This is a genomic window from Actinoalloteichus sp. GBA129-24, from assembly GCF_001941645.1.
Taxonomy (GTDB): domain Bacteria; phylum Actinomycetota; class Actinomycetes; order Mycobacteriales; family Pseudonocardiaceae; genus Actinoalloteichus_A; species Actinoalloteichus_A fjordicus.
Window position 1 is genome coordinate 4,450,996 of sequence record NZ_CP016077.1, and the last position, 14,358, is coordinate 4,465,353.

The following is a 14,358-nucleotide window of genomic DNA, read 5'->3' on the forward strand; positions in this document are numbered from 1 at the left end:
GTCCGTCACCTCTCCTGCGTGGTCGTGCCGAGCTGGAGCGAGTGCCAGCCGGGTTCGAGCCTGAGGTTCTCCTCCCGCACCTGGCCGGTGCGGTCCCGCCATTTCAGGTTCACGTCCAGCGGGCCGGTCACGCCCGAGCCGAGCCCGATGTGGGCCTCGTGGCTGCGCTTGCCGGAGTGGCCGCTGCCGCCGTCGACCCTGGTGATGAACCGCCTGCCGTCCTCTCTCGTCACGGCGATCTGTGCGCCGACCACGGGCGATCCCGGCGCGGCGAGGTCGCCCGGCGACGGCTCCGCGTCGTGGGTCAGCCGCAGCCCGAGGAAGGCGTCCTCGGACGGGCTGGTGTTCTGATAGAACAGCGGCTCGTCCCACTGCCGGGCGATGGCGAAGTCGAGCAGTCCGTCGCCGTCCGAGTCGCCGGTGGCGATTCCCCTGGTCGGTACCGGGATCGCCAGGCCGAGCTCGTGCGACAGATCGACATAGCGCCCGTCGTCGTTCTTCACGAAGAAGGCCATGTGCTGATCCCCGGCGAGGTCGTCGCCCTCGGTGATCCGGGGCCAGGCCATCGGATTGCTCAGCAGCTGGTCGTTGGCGGTGGCGAGCTCTTGGAGCTGCGGCCAGCGGTTGGTCCGGCCCTTCACGAAGCCGGTCGCCTGCGCGACGACGAGGTCGCCGCTGTTGTCGAAGTCGGCGATCTTGGCGTCCCAGCCCCAGCCGGACCAGGCCAGGCCCAGCGGCGCGCTCTCGTCGGTCCACGGTGCCTCGCCGGACTGGAGGCGGGCCCGCAGCTCGGCCGGGTCGTCGGCGTCGCTGACGAAGGCGAAGTGGCTCTCCTCGATGCCGAAGGAGGTGGTGATGTTGCTGACGAACATGTCGTACATGCCGTCGCCGTCGAGATCGCCGAAGTCGATGCCCATGCCCTTGAAGGAGTCCAGACCCACGTGTTTCGACTTGGGCACCATCGGCTTCCTGGCGCCCTCGACGACGGCGAACCTGATGTCGCCCGGCGTGGACCGGTTGTAGAGCAGGCGGTCCGGACCGAAGTCGTTGCCCACGTACAGCTCCGGGAGCAGGTCGCCGTCCACGTCGTTGGCGCCCGCGGCCAGCGCCCAGCCCTTGGAGACGTCGTCGGGCAGCACGTCCTCGAGCAGTTCGAACGTGACCTCGGGCTCGTCGCCCCCGGTGACGCCGGTCCAGCGAAGGAAGTAGTCCTCGCCGCCATTGAAGGCCTGCGACATGGAGTGGTTCATCTGCACGCCGCCGCTGATCGAGTCGTCGAGCACCGGCCCGTGCGGGAAGTAGTTCCCGACGAAGACGTCCAGGTGACCGTCGCCGTCGAAGTCGTCGACCGCCACCGTGTTGGTGTTCCACTGCGGGCCGTCGTACACCTCGCCCTGTCTGCCGGGGACCATCTCGGTCGCGCGGTAGGCCTCGGGCCCCAGCACGGTGGCGTCCGGATCGGCCAGGTAGAGGATCGGCGTGCGACCCCACAGATAGACGAGTAGATCCAGCCTGCCGTCCTCGTTGAAGTCGCCGGGAACGCAGCCCATCGGGGCCATCACGTCGTTCATCGGCAGGTCGCCTGGATCGAGGACGAAGGGCTCGTAGCGATCGGATCGCTCGTCAGGGACGGGCGTCACGATCACCTCGTCGACCCGAGGATCGGTGAGGCACAGGTCGTTGGCCAGGCCGTCGCCGTCGAGGTCGTTCATGGCGACCGACGCGCCCACCGACGAGATCCAGGCGTCGATGTGGCGGTAGTCCTGATTCACTCGGCGGATGGTCTGCTGCGGCAGCCCGCTGGGCAGCGCGATGGACTTGGGCTCGAACCCGTAGCTCGATGCCAGCTCCTCGAGTTCGGCGGCCGAGGAGGTGGGGAGGCGGACGACGACGAACGTCGCCGCGATGAGTGCCAGTGCGACCACGCCTGCAAGCTGCCTGCGCATCATCTTGACGATGGACGACATGTGTTCACGACCTTCCCAGCGAGACGAACTCGTCGGCGATGCGTCGCCGCCACACCTCGAAGGCGGGCAGGGCACCGGACACCGGTTGTTCTGGACGCGCCGTGCGCGAGACGGCGGCGGCGCCCTCGGGATCGGCGGCGCAGAACATCCGGGTGGCGAGCCCCGTGTGCTCGACCACCAGTCCCGCCCGGACCCTGGCCTCCGCCGCGAACGCCGAGCCCTGCGCGACCTGCGGCCGGTACTCGCCCGAGCGATCGGCGAACACCCGAAGCTCGTCCTCGTCTGCCCCGCCGAGATACGTGGCGGCCAGCCCCGCGCCGCTGTACAGATCGGACCGGCGATCGGCCGGGAAGGCGTCGATCAGGTCGGCGACGCGAGCGGCGTCGGTGCCGCCGACGAACCAGAGCGCCCGGCCGATGCCCTGATCGACGACGTTGTCGGCATAGGGCAGCGGCGCGCCCACCGGCCAGGGGAGACGGGGCTCCCTGAACTGCTCGTGGACGTAGCGCCGGGTGTGGAAGTACGCCTGGTGGAACCCGTAGCCGTCGAGCACCAGCCAGCTCAACAGCGGATCGGGCGGGATCAGCCGGGCCCACCGGAACCTCGGGACCCTGGCCATCGCCCAGCCCACCCCGATGTAGGCCATGTAGACGTGCTCGCCGCCCCGGCCCGCGAGGAGGCGCTCGACATGTCGGCCGCCGCCCAGCGGCAGCGCGTCGAGCATGGCGCAGCCCATCGCGGCGCCCTCATAGGCGAAGCCCCGGAAGAACGTCGGCAGCGTCTCCAGCCGGGCCTCGACCTCGGGGACGGAACGGGACTCCACGGCGTGGGCATAACCGGTGAGGAACATCCGGCCCACCGTCTCGATCAACTCGCGTGCCTCAGGAGACTTCTCGTGAAAGCCACGGGTGCCGAGTTCCGTCTCCGACACGTTCGGTGTCAGAACCCGGCGCCTGATTCTCCGAAATACTGTGCTCAACGTGCTCTCCTTCAACCGGATGAGTCGGCGTACACCTGCCAGCGCCGGTTGATCCGACCATCACAGCATCCGCAGATCCCGGCTACTCCTTTCGTGCGCAGGCATCGCATCCGAAGGGGAGCCGCAGTTTTCGCCTAATCGATGCGCATTGGAGAAGATGCGCGGTGGCGGTGGCCGACGGACGATGAGTCCTATTCCGAGGCCGGGGCCGTGACAACGGGTGATCACGAGTCGACAGCCGGGCGGAGGCGGCCGTGACGCTGCTACCCGGAATAGCTCCGACGTCCGCTGTCGACCAGTCGATTGCATGAACGAACGGACCAGTGAAAGGCGATTCGCCGCCGCGTAGTACCGAGCTGGATCGCGCTCTCCTCGGCTCTCGCGGACCACGGAGGAGGAGATGGTGTGACGCCCGAGAAGTGGACTGTGGAACAGATCACGACGACGACCATGGAGGCGTTCGCGGACACGATCGTCCCCGGCGAGAAACGGTCGCCCGACGACCTGGCCGTGGCGGGAGTCGCCAGCGGCGGCGGCGCGGTCGCCTCGGGCGCACTCGAGCTCCTGAGCGACCCGGCAAGCGGATTCGCGACGGCGCTGGAGGCGCTGGCGGGCCTGCTGAACGACCACGCGGGCCGCTTCGCCCTGGAACACGGTCGGGAGCTCGACGACGCGGTGCCCGCCTTCGTCGCGCTGCCCTATGCCGACCGGGCCGCCCTCATGCTGCGGCTGACCGCGCCGGACAACGGCGAGCGAGACGGTTGGGTCGCGCTCGCGATGCTCAGCAACATGGCCTTCGACACCGCAGCGCACCTGCACACCGCCGACGCCTTCGCCCGTGAACACCCCGGACTGTCGATCATCGGCTACGCCCGCCCCGACACCGACGGCCTCTGGCGTTTCCGGGACCACAGCTACGGCGGCACGCCCGCCGCCACCCACCCCGACACGAGCCCCTCAGGGAGTCCGGCATGACCAGCATGGAGCGCACCGACGTCCTCGTGATCGGCAGTGGATTCGGCGGCGCCGTCACCGCGTATCACCTGGCGGCGGGCGGGGCGAAGGTGGTGGTGCTCGAACGCGGGCCCTGGTTGCAGGGCACCGACTTCGACCACGACTTCAAGCTCGGCTCCTCCTACACCAGGGTGTTCGACTTCGTCGTCGGTGACGGAATGAGCCTGCTGAGCGGCAACTGTGTCGGGGGCGGCAGCGTCGTGTACTTCGCGGCGATGCCGAGAGCCCCCCGCTTCGCCTTCGAACGCCACGGCGGCATCGGACGCCGCATGTGGCCCGCCGCGATCACCCGAGACAGCCTCGACCCGTGGTACGACCGGGTCTGCGAGGCGCTGCCGGTGACCAGGCAGACCTGGGACGACGTCAGCTACGCAGGCGGGCTCTTCGGTGCGGCCTGTTCGCATGCGGGCCGCACCGCCAATCCCGTGCCGATCGCCATCGACACGACGCTGTGCACCAACTGCAACTGGATGATGGCAGGCTGCCGTTTCGACGCCAAACGGTCTCTGCTGCTGAACTATCTGCCCGCCGCCGTCGCCCACGGCGCCGAGATCCGACCGCTGCACGAGGTCCAGCGTCTCGCCAGGAACGAGGACGGCGGCTACCGCGTGCACTACGACACGATCGACGCCGAGGACTACCGGATCACCACCGGCAGCGGCACGATCGACGCCGCGATCGTCGTGCTCGCGGCGGGTGCGGGCGCGACGCCGACGATCCTGCAACGCTCCGAGGCGACGCTCGGCCCGATGCCGCACGCGGTCGGACGCTACTTCTCCGGCAACGGGGAGCGGCTCAACACCGCCGTCATCGACGAGGATCGCGCGGGGGAGCTGTTCGACCTCTCCCGGCCGGACGGCCGGGTCTACGCGGCGAACCAGATCGGCCGAGGACCTGCGGTGGCGAGCTGGGACGACCTCGACGGCACCCGGCCCGAGTATTCCCGTTTCTCCCTGGAGCAGCTCTACTTCCCGCCCGGCCTCGGCACGATCCTGGCGCAGACGCCGGACCCGACGGGTGCCACCTGGTTCGGTCCGAAGAAGAAGGAGCTGCTGCGCCGCTGGCCGTCGTGGCTCACGATCTTCGCGATGACCGAGGACGACAACGAGGGTGTCTTCGGGGCGCCACCGCCCACCGGCAACGCTTACCGGATCTCCCAGCAGATGCTGGGCCGGGGCACCATCAGCTACCGGCCGACGGCGAACACCCTGCGCGGCTGGGCGCAGTCGGACGCGGAGATCAAGCGGATCATGGAGAAGGACGGCCTGTCGACCGTGATGCCCTGGACCAACGACGTCGTCGGGGCCTACACCGTCCACCCGCTGGCATCGTGTCGCCTCGGTGACGATCCGGCGACCTCGGCACTGGACGACCGACACGAGCTGCGCGGGCATCCGGGCATCTTCGTCACCGACGGCTCCGCGGTGCCCGGCGCGTTGACGGTCAACCCGGCGCTGACCATCGCGGCGCTGGCCGAGCGCGCCGTCCCCGGCATCGTCCGCGCGGCCCGCGAACGCGGCGTTCCGGTGACCTACGGCGCTCCGTCGCCGGACGGGGCGACGAGCGGGCGGACCGCGACGGCGTCCTCGGCCGCCCTGCTGCTCGGCGAGACCGGCTCAGCGCGGCCGGGTGGTCACGTCGCCGGGTGAGACCGGGCGACCGCAGGTCTCACAGTTCAGCATGGTCACCACGTGGCCGCCGCACACGACGTGCTCGGTGACGCGAGGCGGGCCCGACTCGTCGGAGAGATGTCGATCGCCCCATTCCATCAACGCCGTGAGCAGAGTGGCGAGTTCCCGTCCCTTGGCCGTGATGCGGTACTCGTGCCGCACCGGCCGATCCTGATACTGGACCCGATTCAGCACACCGTGAGCCACCAGGCGATTGAGGCGATCGGTCAGGACGTTCCTGGCGATCGCGAGGTGATCGAGGAATCGATCGAACCGGGTCACCCCGTGCAGTGCCTCTCGGACGACGAGCAGGGTCCAGCGTTCGCCCACCACCTCCAGAGTGCGGGCTACCGAGCAACGCTGGTCGTACGTCCGTCGCAGCACTAGATCGATGCTAACAATGGTCGAGGATCTCTCGCTGTCGCACCAAGTGAGTTGCTTGACGAAACTAAGGAGGCGACGATGGCCGGAGCACTCATCCGATCGGCCTTACGCAGATCATTGAGCCGGACGAGACACGTCAGTCCGGTTCGGCCGTCCGCCGCCGTCGGCCTGGTCGCCGACGTCTACCGGGAGGTGGAGCGAGACTTCGGGCTGCTGGCACCGCCGATCGCGCTGCACTCCCCCTCCCCGACCGTCCTGGCCGCGTCCTGGGTGCTGCTCCGCGAGACGCTGCTGGCCGCGGGACTCGTCGACCGGACCGCCAAGGAGGCGGTCGCGGCGGCGGTGTCACTGAGCAACACCTGTCCGTACTGCGTGGAGGTGCACAGCACGACCCTGCGCGGGCTGGGGGCAGGCACGACGGGAGAGGCCATCGCCGCCGATCGACTGGCCGAGGTCGACGACGATCGTCTAGGACGCATCGCCGAATGGGCCCGCACGGCCGGGACCGCGCCGGAGCCTCCTGGGCACCCCGTCCCGTTCCCCGCCTCCCACGGACCCGAGCTGATCGGCGTCGCGGTGGCGTTCCACTACGTCAATCGGGTCGTCAACGTGTTCCTCGACGAGTCCGCCCTGCCCGGGACGAGTCCCGGCCTGCGTGCCGGGCTGGGCAGGATGCTCAGCCGGTACCTCGGCGCCACCGCGGGCGGGCGATGCGAGCCGGGCCGGTCGCTCCCGCTGCTGCCCAGGGCACCGCTGGCACCGGACCTGTCGTGGGCCGCAGGCGCCCGGTCGACGGCCGACGCACTGGCCCGCGCCGCCGCCGAGATGGACCGGGCGGGCGTCAGATCCGTGCCCGAGCCCGTGCGGGCACTCGTCGTCGCCGAGCTGACCGCCTGGCGCGGCGAGCCGCGCGGGCTGAGCCGCGCCTGGGCGCTCGACCGCGTCGCGGACCTGCCGAGAACGGCCCGACCCGCCGGGCTGCTGGCGCTGCTCGTCGCCTTCTCCTCCTACCAGGTGGACACGTCGGTGGTGGCAGGCCTGCGGCGACACGGCGCCGACGACGCCACGATCGTCGACGTCGTCGCCTGGGCGAGTTTCGCCGCCGCCCGGCGGGTCGGCTCCTGGATGAACGACGGCATCGACGTCTCGCGGGACCCCGCCGATCGATCGGGTGCCCGCACGCAGCGGCAAGGCCGGGCGGGGAGCACGAACGACCGCGATGCACACTGACGCACGAACATCGCAACGCGGCGGACACAGTGCGCACTCTCAAAGAAGAGGCCTCTCGCAGAATGCGCACTGCGGTCCGAAAAGTGGCCGAGTACTTCATTTCCGCAGTCCGACGAGACTACGGTGAGACGAGCCGATGAGAACGTCGGCCTATTCGTCGAAAGCGCTCGATCGACCGAACACAGCCGATCGAAGGCCGCCATCCGAATCGGCTTCGATGCGGTGCGAACATGGTCGGCGGTGAGGCAAAGTCGCAACCGGGAGAGAATCCGCTGCCCGTACCGACGAGTCAGGAGGAACAGGGTGTCGACGTCGACGATGCGTAGGCGGATTCCCGAACCGGGAAGCCTGCTGGAATCCCTCAACACGAGATGGCACGGTGCCGCGCTGGCGGCCTACGGCCTCGTGGTCCTCCTGCACTGGGTGGAGCACATCACGCAGGCCGCGCAGATCTATCTGTGGGACTGGCCGATACCGGAGGCAGGCGGCGCGTTAGGCCTGGTGTTTCCCTGGCTGGTGCAGTCCGAGCTGCTCCACTATGGATTCGCCTTGGTCATGATCGTCGCATTCTTCATGCTGCGACATGGTTTCACCGGGCGAGCACGCACGTGGTGGGCAATCGCACTCGGCATTCAGTTCTGGCATCACATCGAACATCTCCTGCTGCTGCTCCAGGCCTGGAGCGGCACCTACCTGCTCGGCAAGCCGGTTCCGACCAGCATGATCCAGCTGTTGATACCGAGGGTGGAGCTGCATCTGCTCTACAACGCCATCGTGTTCGCGCCGATGGTGGTGGCGATGGTGCTGCACCGACGGGCGACGGAGTCGGAGCGGTCGGCGATGCAGTGCAGCTGCGCCCATCCGCCCGCCGGACGAGACCGCACGTCGGCGGGGCGGACCTCGGCGTGACCGGCGCGCCGCTGCCTGCCGCAGCCGCACACCTGGCGGCAGCGGTCGGCGGACACGGCCACGGCGTCGGTGCGCAGACGCCCGCAGGCCAGCTGGGGCTGACCATCGCACTGCTGGCGACGACGATCGTCGCCGCGGCAGCGGCGCTGCTCCGGCCCGCCTCGCGGCTGGACCGACGAGGCACGACGGCGCTGGCCACGACGGCGGCGCTCGGCGGGATTCTCTCGCTGTTGTTCACCGATGCCTCGTGGATTCCCGACCCGATGGCGTTCCTCGTCCTGGTCTGCCTCGGCGCGCCGGTGTCCCTGGCCTTCTCCCGAACCCGGCCGGGGCTGCCCCGGCTCACGTCGGCCGCGCTGCTGGTCACGACCTCGGCAGCCGTGGCGGCCCATGCCGCAGGCCTGTTCGCCGCCGTCGACCCGCCCGATGCCACGACCGACACGGCGGTGCTCGCGGCGTTCGCCGCCGTCGCCTGGCTGGTGGTCTGCACGCCCACCGGCCGCAGGTCGGCGGCGCTCGTCCGAGTCACGGGCATCGTGGCGGCGATCGCGTTGCTCGCGGGGACGGCGCAGGTGGTCGTGCTCGGTCGGCTCGACGCTCCCCTGACCGGCGAGCCGCTGCTCGCCACCGCCTCGGTCGACGGCCGAGGAGTAGACCTGCTGATCGTGCCGCACCGACCGGGGCGGAACCTCGTGCACGTGGGGTCGGCCGACGTCTCGGTCGGGACGTCACCGTCCACGATGGTCCGTGCCACGGCGCGGCCGGGGGCGCCGGGCGGTTGGGCCCTGCTCGAACTCGGCGAGGGGCGGGACCGACTTCGCGTGCAGGTCGGCGAGCGAGTCGGGGCGGTGTCGATCGACCCGGGCGATCAGCAGTGGGACGGTGCCGACCTACGCGACCCCGATGCGCCGGAGTACGTGAGCGCAGTGCTCGGACAGGCGCTGATCGATCCCCGAGTCGAGGTGCCCTGGCCTGCATCTGCGTTGTCGACCCAGGACGCGGCGGTGCTACGCGGACTCACGGCCGCCCTGGCGGGTCGCGCAGTGAGCATCGTCTCCGACGACTCTCCCCGCGCCGAGGAGGCCGAGCGGGTCGTGCGCGAGCAGGCCGCCCGGCACGGGGTGGCGGTCCACGACGAACTCACGTCCTCGGTCACCGACGTCGTGGTCGTGGCGGGATGGGCTCGGGCCGCTGCGACGCTGCGGGCGATGGAGCCCGAACCGACCCGCCTGCGACACCTCGCCCCGTGGCTGGTGACCTGGGAGCTGCTCTCGACCGAGGTCGAGCAGATCTTCCCGCTCCGGTACCGGCCGGAGGACCCGGTGTTCCACCGCCATCTGCTGGCCCTGCCCCGTGACTTCCGCCCGGCCGCGCCCACCGCCGTCGGGTTGGATCGATGGCTCACCGCGGTCAGACATCCGGCCACGCCGACGAACGAGCGGTACCGGATGAGCGACACATCGGGTGTGCCCGGCCCCGATCAGCCGGGGTGGCTGCACCCGACCGTCGTGGCCGTCGTCTCCGACCCGGACCCGGACGCAGGCTCGGACTCGCAGCCCACGCCTCGGTAGGACCGCGATCGGTCGGCCTGCGGGTCGGGCCTGCCAGGCGGAGCGCCGTCCCGCCCGATCCGACGAGGTGGGGCCGCGCATCGTCGAAGGGCCCGGCCGGAGAATTGCGAATACGGCCATCGTGAATGGTCTCGGTGATATCGGACGATCGGCTTCGTCGGCACGCTGTTCGTTCAGCGCCTGAGATAATTCCGCAGCGGGATCCATCGAATTCCGAGGCGGCAGAGGTGCCGCTCACGAGGCCGGTACGACCGACTGTTCCGCCATGCTTGCCACGGCAAGGAGCATTCCCTATGGTGGAAATGCGCCCCCCGGGAAAGCGCTTACTGGAATCGTGACAGCACCCCGAACAAGGAGATTCCCGATCACCTCCGCGGCACCGACCGAGGTTCACCCAGACCCGAACATCGGCGGTGGACCGCGGACGTCCTGACATGCCTTCGTCCAGACCAGAGGGGTCCGTCGATCGCGCTCCGCACCGGATCGCGTAGGCGGGTGCCGGTTCTCGAAGGCTCGGACCGTGTTGACCGCCACCGGCGTCGACCAACACCAACGGCAGGGATGGAGTTCAACAGTGGGCAAGCGCAGATGGTGGGTCCCCGTGCTGACCGCGATGGCGGTCACGGCGACCCTGCCCGCGCCGGCGACGGCGACGGGCGTCAGCCCGACGTCGACCACCGCCGCCTCGACCGACGAAGCGATCACGGACCCGATTCCCGAGGACCCGATCCGGTCCCGGCTCGGTCTGGTCCTCGAGGAGTACGTGCAGCTCCCGGAGTCGGAGGCGACGCCGCCCGCGACCGACCCCCGACTGATCCGGCACAACCGGATCAACTTCATCGGCGAGGTGCCCGACGAGTCGGGACGAATGTACGTGCCCGATCTCAACGGGCCGCTCTACCTCGTCGACGATGCGGACCAGCACGTCTATCTGGACTTCGCCGAGCGATTCGAGCACTTCTTCTCGGGTCGCGGCATGGGCAGCGGCTTCGGCTTCGTCACCTTCCACCCCGAGTTCGCCGACAACGGCGTCTTCTACACGGTGCACAGCGAGAACGAGGAGGCGATCGAGAACGAGGAACCGACCTACCCGAACCAGCCGAACTCGGTCGTGCAGAGCGTCGTCACCGAGTGGACCGCCGACGATCCGACCTCGAACGAGTTCACCGGAACGCAGCGGGAGATCTTCCGCTTCGGCTTCGCCACCTATATCCACGCCGTTCAGCAGATCGATTTCAACACCACCGCGAAGCCGGGCGACGAGGACTACGGCCTGTTGTACCTCGCGGTCGGTGACGGCGGCCTCGGCGTGCGCTCCGACGTCGCGCAGGAGATGGACAATCCCGCAGGCAAGATCCTGCGCATCGACCCGGCGGGCACCGACGGCCCGAACGGACAGTACGGCATCCCCGCCGCCAACCCCTTCGTCGACACCGCCGACGCGCTCGGCGAGATCTACGCCATCGGGATGCGCGACCCGCACCGCTTCACCTGGGACCCCGAGGGCGACCACGCGATGTACCTCGGCCACATCGGCCAGCACGCCATCGAGGCGGTGTACGAGGTGCAGGCGGGCGACGACTTCGGCTGGAGCAGGCGCGAGGGGAACTACGAGTACCGCCGCGAGGACCAGTGCTACCTCTACCCGCTGCCCGAGAACGACGCGGAGTTCGGTTACGTCTATCCCGTGGCCGCCTACGACCACGATCCGCCCGCGAACTGGCCCTGTGACTCCGACAGCGGACACGCGATCTCCGGCGGTCAGGTGTATCGCGGAACGGACCTGCCCCGCCTGCGCGGCAAGTACATCTTCGGCGACCTGGTCGACGGCAAGGTCTTCTACACCGAGGTCGACGAGATGCGTCGCGGCGAGGAACGGGCACCCCTGCACGAGTTGCGGCTGTTCGACACCGACGGAAACCGGCTGCGGATGACCGACTTCGTCGGGGACGGCCGGGTGGACCTGCGCTTCGGCATCGACTCGAACCGCGACCTCTATCTGCTCGCCAAGTCCAACGGCACGATCTGGCGGGTCGTCGACACCAGGCAGGGCCCCGGTTCGGAGGTCACCGGCCGCGTCCAGCAGAACCTCGTGGCCCATTACGACTTCGAGTACCCCTTCGCGGTCGACGGCGCGCGGGAGAGCGACCTCGGCTCCTCGAACACCCTGCTGACGCTCATCAACGGCGGGGAAGACATGCGGGTGGCCGACGGCGCGTTCCCCGGCAGCAACAATGCGATCCAGGTCGGACAGATCGACCCGGAGAACGCGGGCAACGACGACTGGAAGGCCGGGATCTGGGACGACGGCCCCGAAGGCGTGGCGTCCTTCGACGCGTTCAACGGCACCGAGGGCGCGACGGTGATGGGCTGGTTCAAGATGACCGGCGAGAACCCCGCGCCGGACTCGAACACCACCGACCCGGACGACTACTACAACGCCGTCGGCCTGGCGGGCATTCTCAGCGGGACCTCCGACGGTCACGAGGTCCGGGCCCTGTTGGAGCTGATCGACGTGGACGGCGAACTGCGGCTGGTCGCCCTGGGCAGGCGCATCGACGGCGGGGCCTCGCAGACCTTCGCCGCCAGTCAGGACTGGCGTGAACTGCTCCCGCAGGACGAATGGGTGCATCTGGCGGCGACGTTCGACTACACCCGAGGCACGATGGCGCTCTATCGCAACGGAAAGCCGCTGCGCGGGTTCTACACGAATCCGGGCGATCCGTGGGAGGTCGACGGAACGGGCACCTCGGCAACCAATCCGCGCGGGCTCAAGATCGGCGGCAGCTTCCCGCAGAACGATCGGGAGCGCAATCCGTGCGACTGTCGGATGGACTCGCTGATGTTCCTGGACACGGCGGCGTCCGGCGCCACGATCGCCCAGCAGTATCGGCGTTTCCTGCACCACTGAGGCGATCGAGCCGAGAGACGCGGCCGGGGCGACGACGACCCGGCACGGTGTCCGTCGACACCGACCGGAGGGGTCCTGCCCACGCGGGGCCCCTCCGGCGTCCGGCGCGCAGGGCGCGCGTCCGGCCCTGATCGGCTCGAGTCCGACGTCGGAGCCCGCCGGAGAAGGGCCGGACCGGTACGGGCAGCCGGGGTCCCCGGCAGCGCGCGGGCGAGGCAGGGCCTACGCGTCGGCCTCCTTCTGGAACTCGACCACGACGATCGATCCCCTGCGCAGCAGCGTGCCCGGCCCTGGCTCCTGCGCGGTGACGACCCAGACGCCCGGCCAGGCCAGGACGGTCAGCGGCGGACCGTCGAGATCGGCGGCCGTGACCACCAGCCCGGCGTCGTGGCCGAGCGCGATCGCCATGGGCACGGTGCGACCGACGAGGCCGGGCACCTCGGCCCGCGTCGCGTCGGGGCGCGGCTGTGTCATGTACCACCTCCCAGGATGAGACTCCCGCGAATCGGCTGCCGTCGGCAGGGACCATCTCGGGTAATCCACGCCGCCGGTCGGCGCTGGGCGCCTCCGCCGCCCGGCAGGCCGGGGCCGCTGCGCGCGCCTGCCCGAGGTGGATCGAGGCGGGCAGGCGACGCCGGATGATCCCCGGCGGGCGACCTGCGGCGCCCCGCACGATGCCTGCCTGCGCGCTGGTGTCCGTCGGGCCGTGACGATACGGTGATCACGGTCTTCGACACTGCTCACACCCGCGCGAGTGCACGTCGTGCCTGCGAGCTTCGAACGAGAGGACAGGCCGTGACGCCGATGGCACCGCAGGGGTTCTCGGACCCGCAGACCGCGCTGATGTCGATCGGCGGAACGTCGTTCTACCAGCTGGTGCGGGAGCATGCCCCGCAGTCGCTGCCGCAGCATCAGGCCGCCTCGGTCGACGAGTCGTATCGACACGGCACGACCGTGCTCGCGCTGCACTATCGCGACGGCGTGATCATGGCGGGCGACCGCCGGGCCACGATGGGCAACCTCATCGCCCAGCGCGACCTGCGCAAGATCGAGCCCGCCGACAGCCACTCCGGCATCGCCTTCGCAGGCACGGTCGGCGTCGCCACGCGGATGGTGGCGTTGTTCCAGGTGGAACTCCAGCACTACGAGAAGATCGAAGGCGTCGCGCTGAGCCTGCCCGCCAAGGTCAACCGCATCTCGGTGATGATGCGCGGCAACCTGGCGCAGGCCATGCAGGGGCTCGCCGTGGTGCCGCTGTTCGCGGGCTGGGACCATCATGAGGCGGCGGGCCGGATCTTCACCTTCGACATCACCGGGTCCAGATCGGAGAAGAGCGACTTCGGCGGCGCGGGGTCGGGCAGCCAGTTCGCCCTCAGCTCGCTCAAGAAGCTGTACCGGCCGGGTCTGTCCCGCGACGAGGCGGCGCGCATCGCGGTGGAGTCGCTGGTGGACGCCGCCGACGACGACACGGCCACCGGCGGACCGGACGCGGCGGGCGGGCGCTATCCCGTCGTCGCCGCCATCACCGAGGACGGCTACGCGGAGATCCCCGAGGACGAGCTGATCGCCCTCGCCACGCCGTCGAGCGACTGATCCGAGGCTGCGTCGCGTTCGGCGACGCCGGGGCAGGCGGGACTCGCGGCCGCACGTGATCTCTTCGGCACGCGGCTTCCGGTGGTTCGGCGGTGCGGCCGAGCCGGGGATGTGGTCCCTCCGGTGTCCG

11 protein-coding genes are annotated in these 14,358 nt (G+C 69.8%); 7 read left to right on the top strand and 4 right to left on the bottom strand.

Going from position 1 to position 14,358, the window contains the following annotated elements; genetic code table 11:
• Nucleotides 1–5: 5 nt before the first annotated feature.
• Together UA75_RS19145 and UA75_RS19150 are read right to left on the bottom strand one after the other, a co-directional pair.
• Nucleotides 6–1,967 (bottom strand): CRTAC1 family protein, encoded by a 1,962-nt coding sequence (locus UA75_RS19145; protein ID WP_075741422.1) that lies wholly within the window; start codon nucleotides 1,965–1,967, stop codon nucleotides 6–8.
• Between the two features lie 4 nt (nucleotides 1,968–1,971).
• Nucleotides 1,972–2,946: a DUF1702 family protein gene (locus tag UA75_RS19150; protein WP_075743966.1), complete on the bottom strand. Its 975-nt coding sequence runs from the start codon at nucleotides 2,944–2,946 to the stop codon at nucleotides 1,972–1,974.
• A gap of 405 nt (nucleotides 2,947–3,351) precedes the next feature.
• Here UA75_RS19150 and UA75_RS19155 point away from each other — a divergent pair, with 405 nt between their 5' ends.
• Nucleotides 3,352–3,921 (top strand): DUF5987 family protein, encoded by a 570-nt coding sequence (locus UA75_RS19155; RefSeq protein WP_404799945.1) that lies wholly within the window; start codon nucleotides 3,352–3,354, stop codon nucleotides 3,919–3,921.
• The gene (locus UA75_RS19160; protein WP_075741423.1) at nucleotides 3,918–5,609 is read left to right on the top strand and encodes an FAD-dependent oxidoreductase; all 1,692 of its coding nucleotides are present in this window, start codon (nucleotides 3,918–3,920) and stop codon (nucleotides 5,607–5,609) included. The genes UA75_RS19155 and UA75_RS19160 overlap by 4 nt, the downstream gene beginning before the upstream one ends.
• Here the strand turns inward: UA75_RS19160 and UA75_RS19165 are convergent.
• Nucleotides 5,577–6,014, bottom strand: a complete 438-nt coding sequence (locus UA75_RS19165; RefSeq protein WP_075741424.1) for a winged helix-turn-helix transcriptional regulator — start codon at nucleotides 6,012–6,014, stop codon at nucleotides 5,577–5,579. The genes UA75_RS19160 and UA75_RS19165 overlap by 33 nt on opposite strands.
• 78 nt (nucleotides 6,015–6,092) lie before the next feature.
• Here UA75_RS19165 and UA75_RS19170 point away from each other — a divergent pair, with 78 nt between their 5' ends.
• The 4 genes from UA75_RS19170 to UA75_RS19185 all read left to right on the top strand — a co-directional run bounded on the left by UA75_RS19170 (nucleotide 6,093) and on the right by UA75_RS19185 (nucleotide 12,635).
• Complete coding sequence (locus UA75_RS19170; protein WP_075741425.1) at nucleotides 6,093–7,244, top strand: carboxymuconolactone decarboxylase family protein; 1,152 nt, start codon at nucleotides 6,093–6,095, stop codon at nucleotides 7,242–7,244.
• Between the two features lie 303 nt (nucleotides 7,245–7,547).
• Nucleotides 7,548–8,153, top strand: a complete 606-nt coding sequence (locus tag UA75_RS19175) for a hypothetical protein (RefSeq protein WP_075741426.1) — start codon at nucleotides 7,548–7,550, stop codon at nucleotides 8,151–8,153.
• Nucleotides 8,150–9,724, top strand: coding sequence for a DUF6239 family natural product biosynthesis protein (locus UA75_RS19180; protein ID WP_157434295.1), 1,575 nt, complete (start codon nucleotides 8,150–8,152; stop codon nucleotides 9,722–9,724). Before UA75_RS19175 ends, UA75_RS19180 begins: the two co-directional genes overlap by 4 nt.
• 574 nt (nucleotides 9,725–10,298) lie before the next feature.
• Nucleotides 10,299–12,635: a PQQ-dependent sugar dehydrogenase gene (locus tag UA75_RS19185; protein WP_232237324.1), complete on the top strand. Its 2,337-nt coding sequence runs from the start codon at nucleotides 10,299–10,301 to the stop codon at nucleotides 12,633–12,635.
• 222 nt (nucleotides 12,636–12,857) lie between these two features.
• Here UA75_RS19185 and UA75_RS19190 read toward each other — a convergent pair whose 3' ends face one another.
• Entirely contained in the window at nucleotides 12,858–13,109 is a 252-nt protein-coding gene (locus tag UA75_RS19190) for a PASTA domain-containing protein (protein ID WP_075741428.1), read from the bottom strand.
• Between the two features lie 330 nt (nucleotides 13,110–13,439).
• Between UA75_RS19190 and prcB the strand changes: the two genes are divergently transcribed.
• Entirely contained in the window at nucleotides 13,440–14,228 is a 789-nt protein-coding gene (gene prcB / locus UA75_RS19195) for a proteasome subunit beta (protein ID WP_075743969.1), read from the top strand.
• The last annotated feature ends 130 nt before the right edge of the window (nucleotides 14,229–14,358 follow it).

Bases quoted from the DNA above. Each gene is read 5' to 3' on its own strand.
- UA75_RS19145 (WP_075741422.1), bottom strand. From the start codon at position 1,967: ATGTCGTCCATCGTCAAGATGATGCGCAGGCAGCTTGCAGGCGTGGTC.
- UA75_RS19160 (WP_075741423.1), top strand. From the start codon at position 3,918: ATGACCAGCATGGAGCGCACCGACGTCCTCGTGATCGGCAGTGGATTC.
- UA75_RS19170 (WP_075741425.1), top strand. From the start codon at position 6,093: ATGGCCGGAGCACTCATCCGATCGGCCTTACGCAGATCATTGAGCCGG.
- UA75_RS19190 (WP_075741428.1), bottom strand. From the start codon at position 13,109: ATGACACAGCCGCGCCCCGACGCGACGCGGGCCGAGGTGCCCGGCCTC.
- prcB (WP_075743969.1), top strand. From the start codon at position 13,440: ATGGCACCGCAGGGGTTCTCGGACCCGCAGACCGCGCTGATGTCGATC.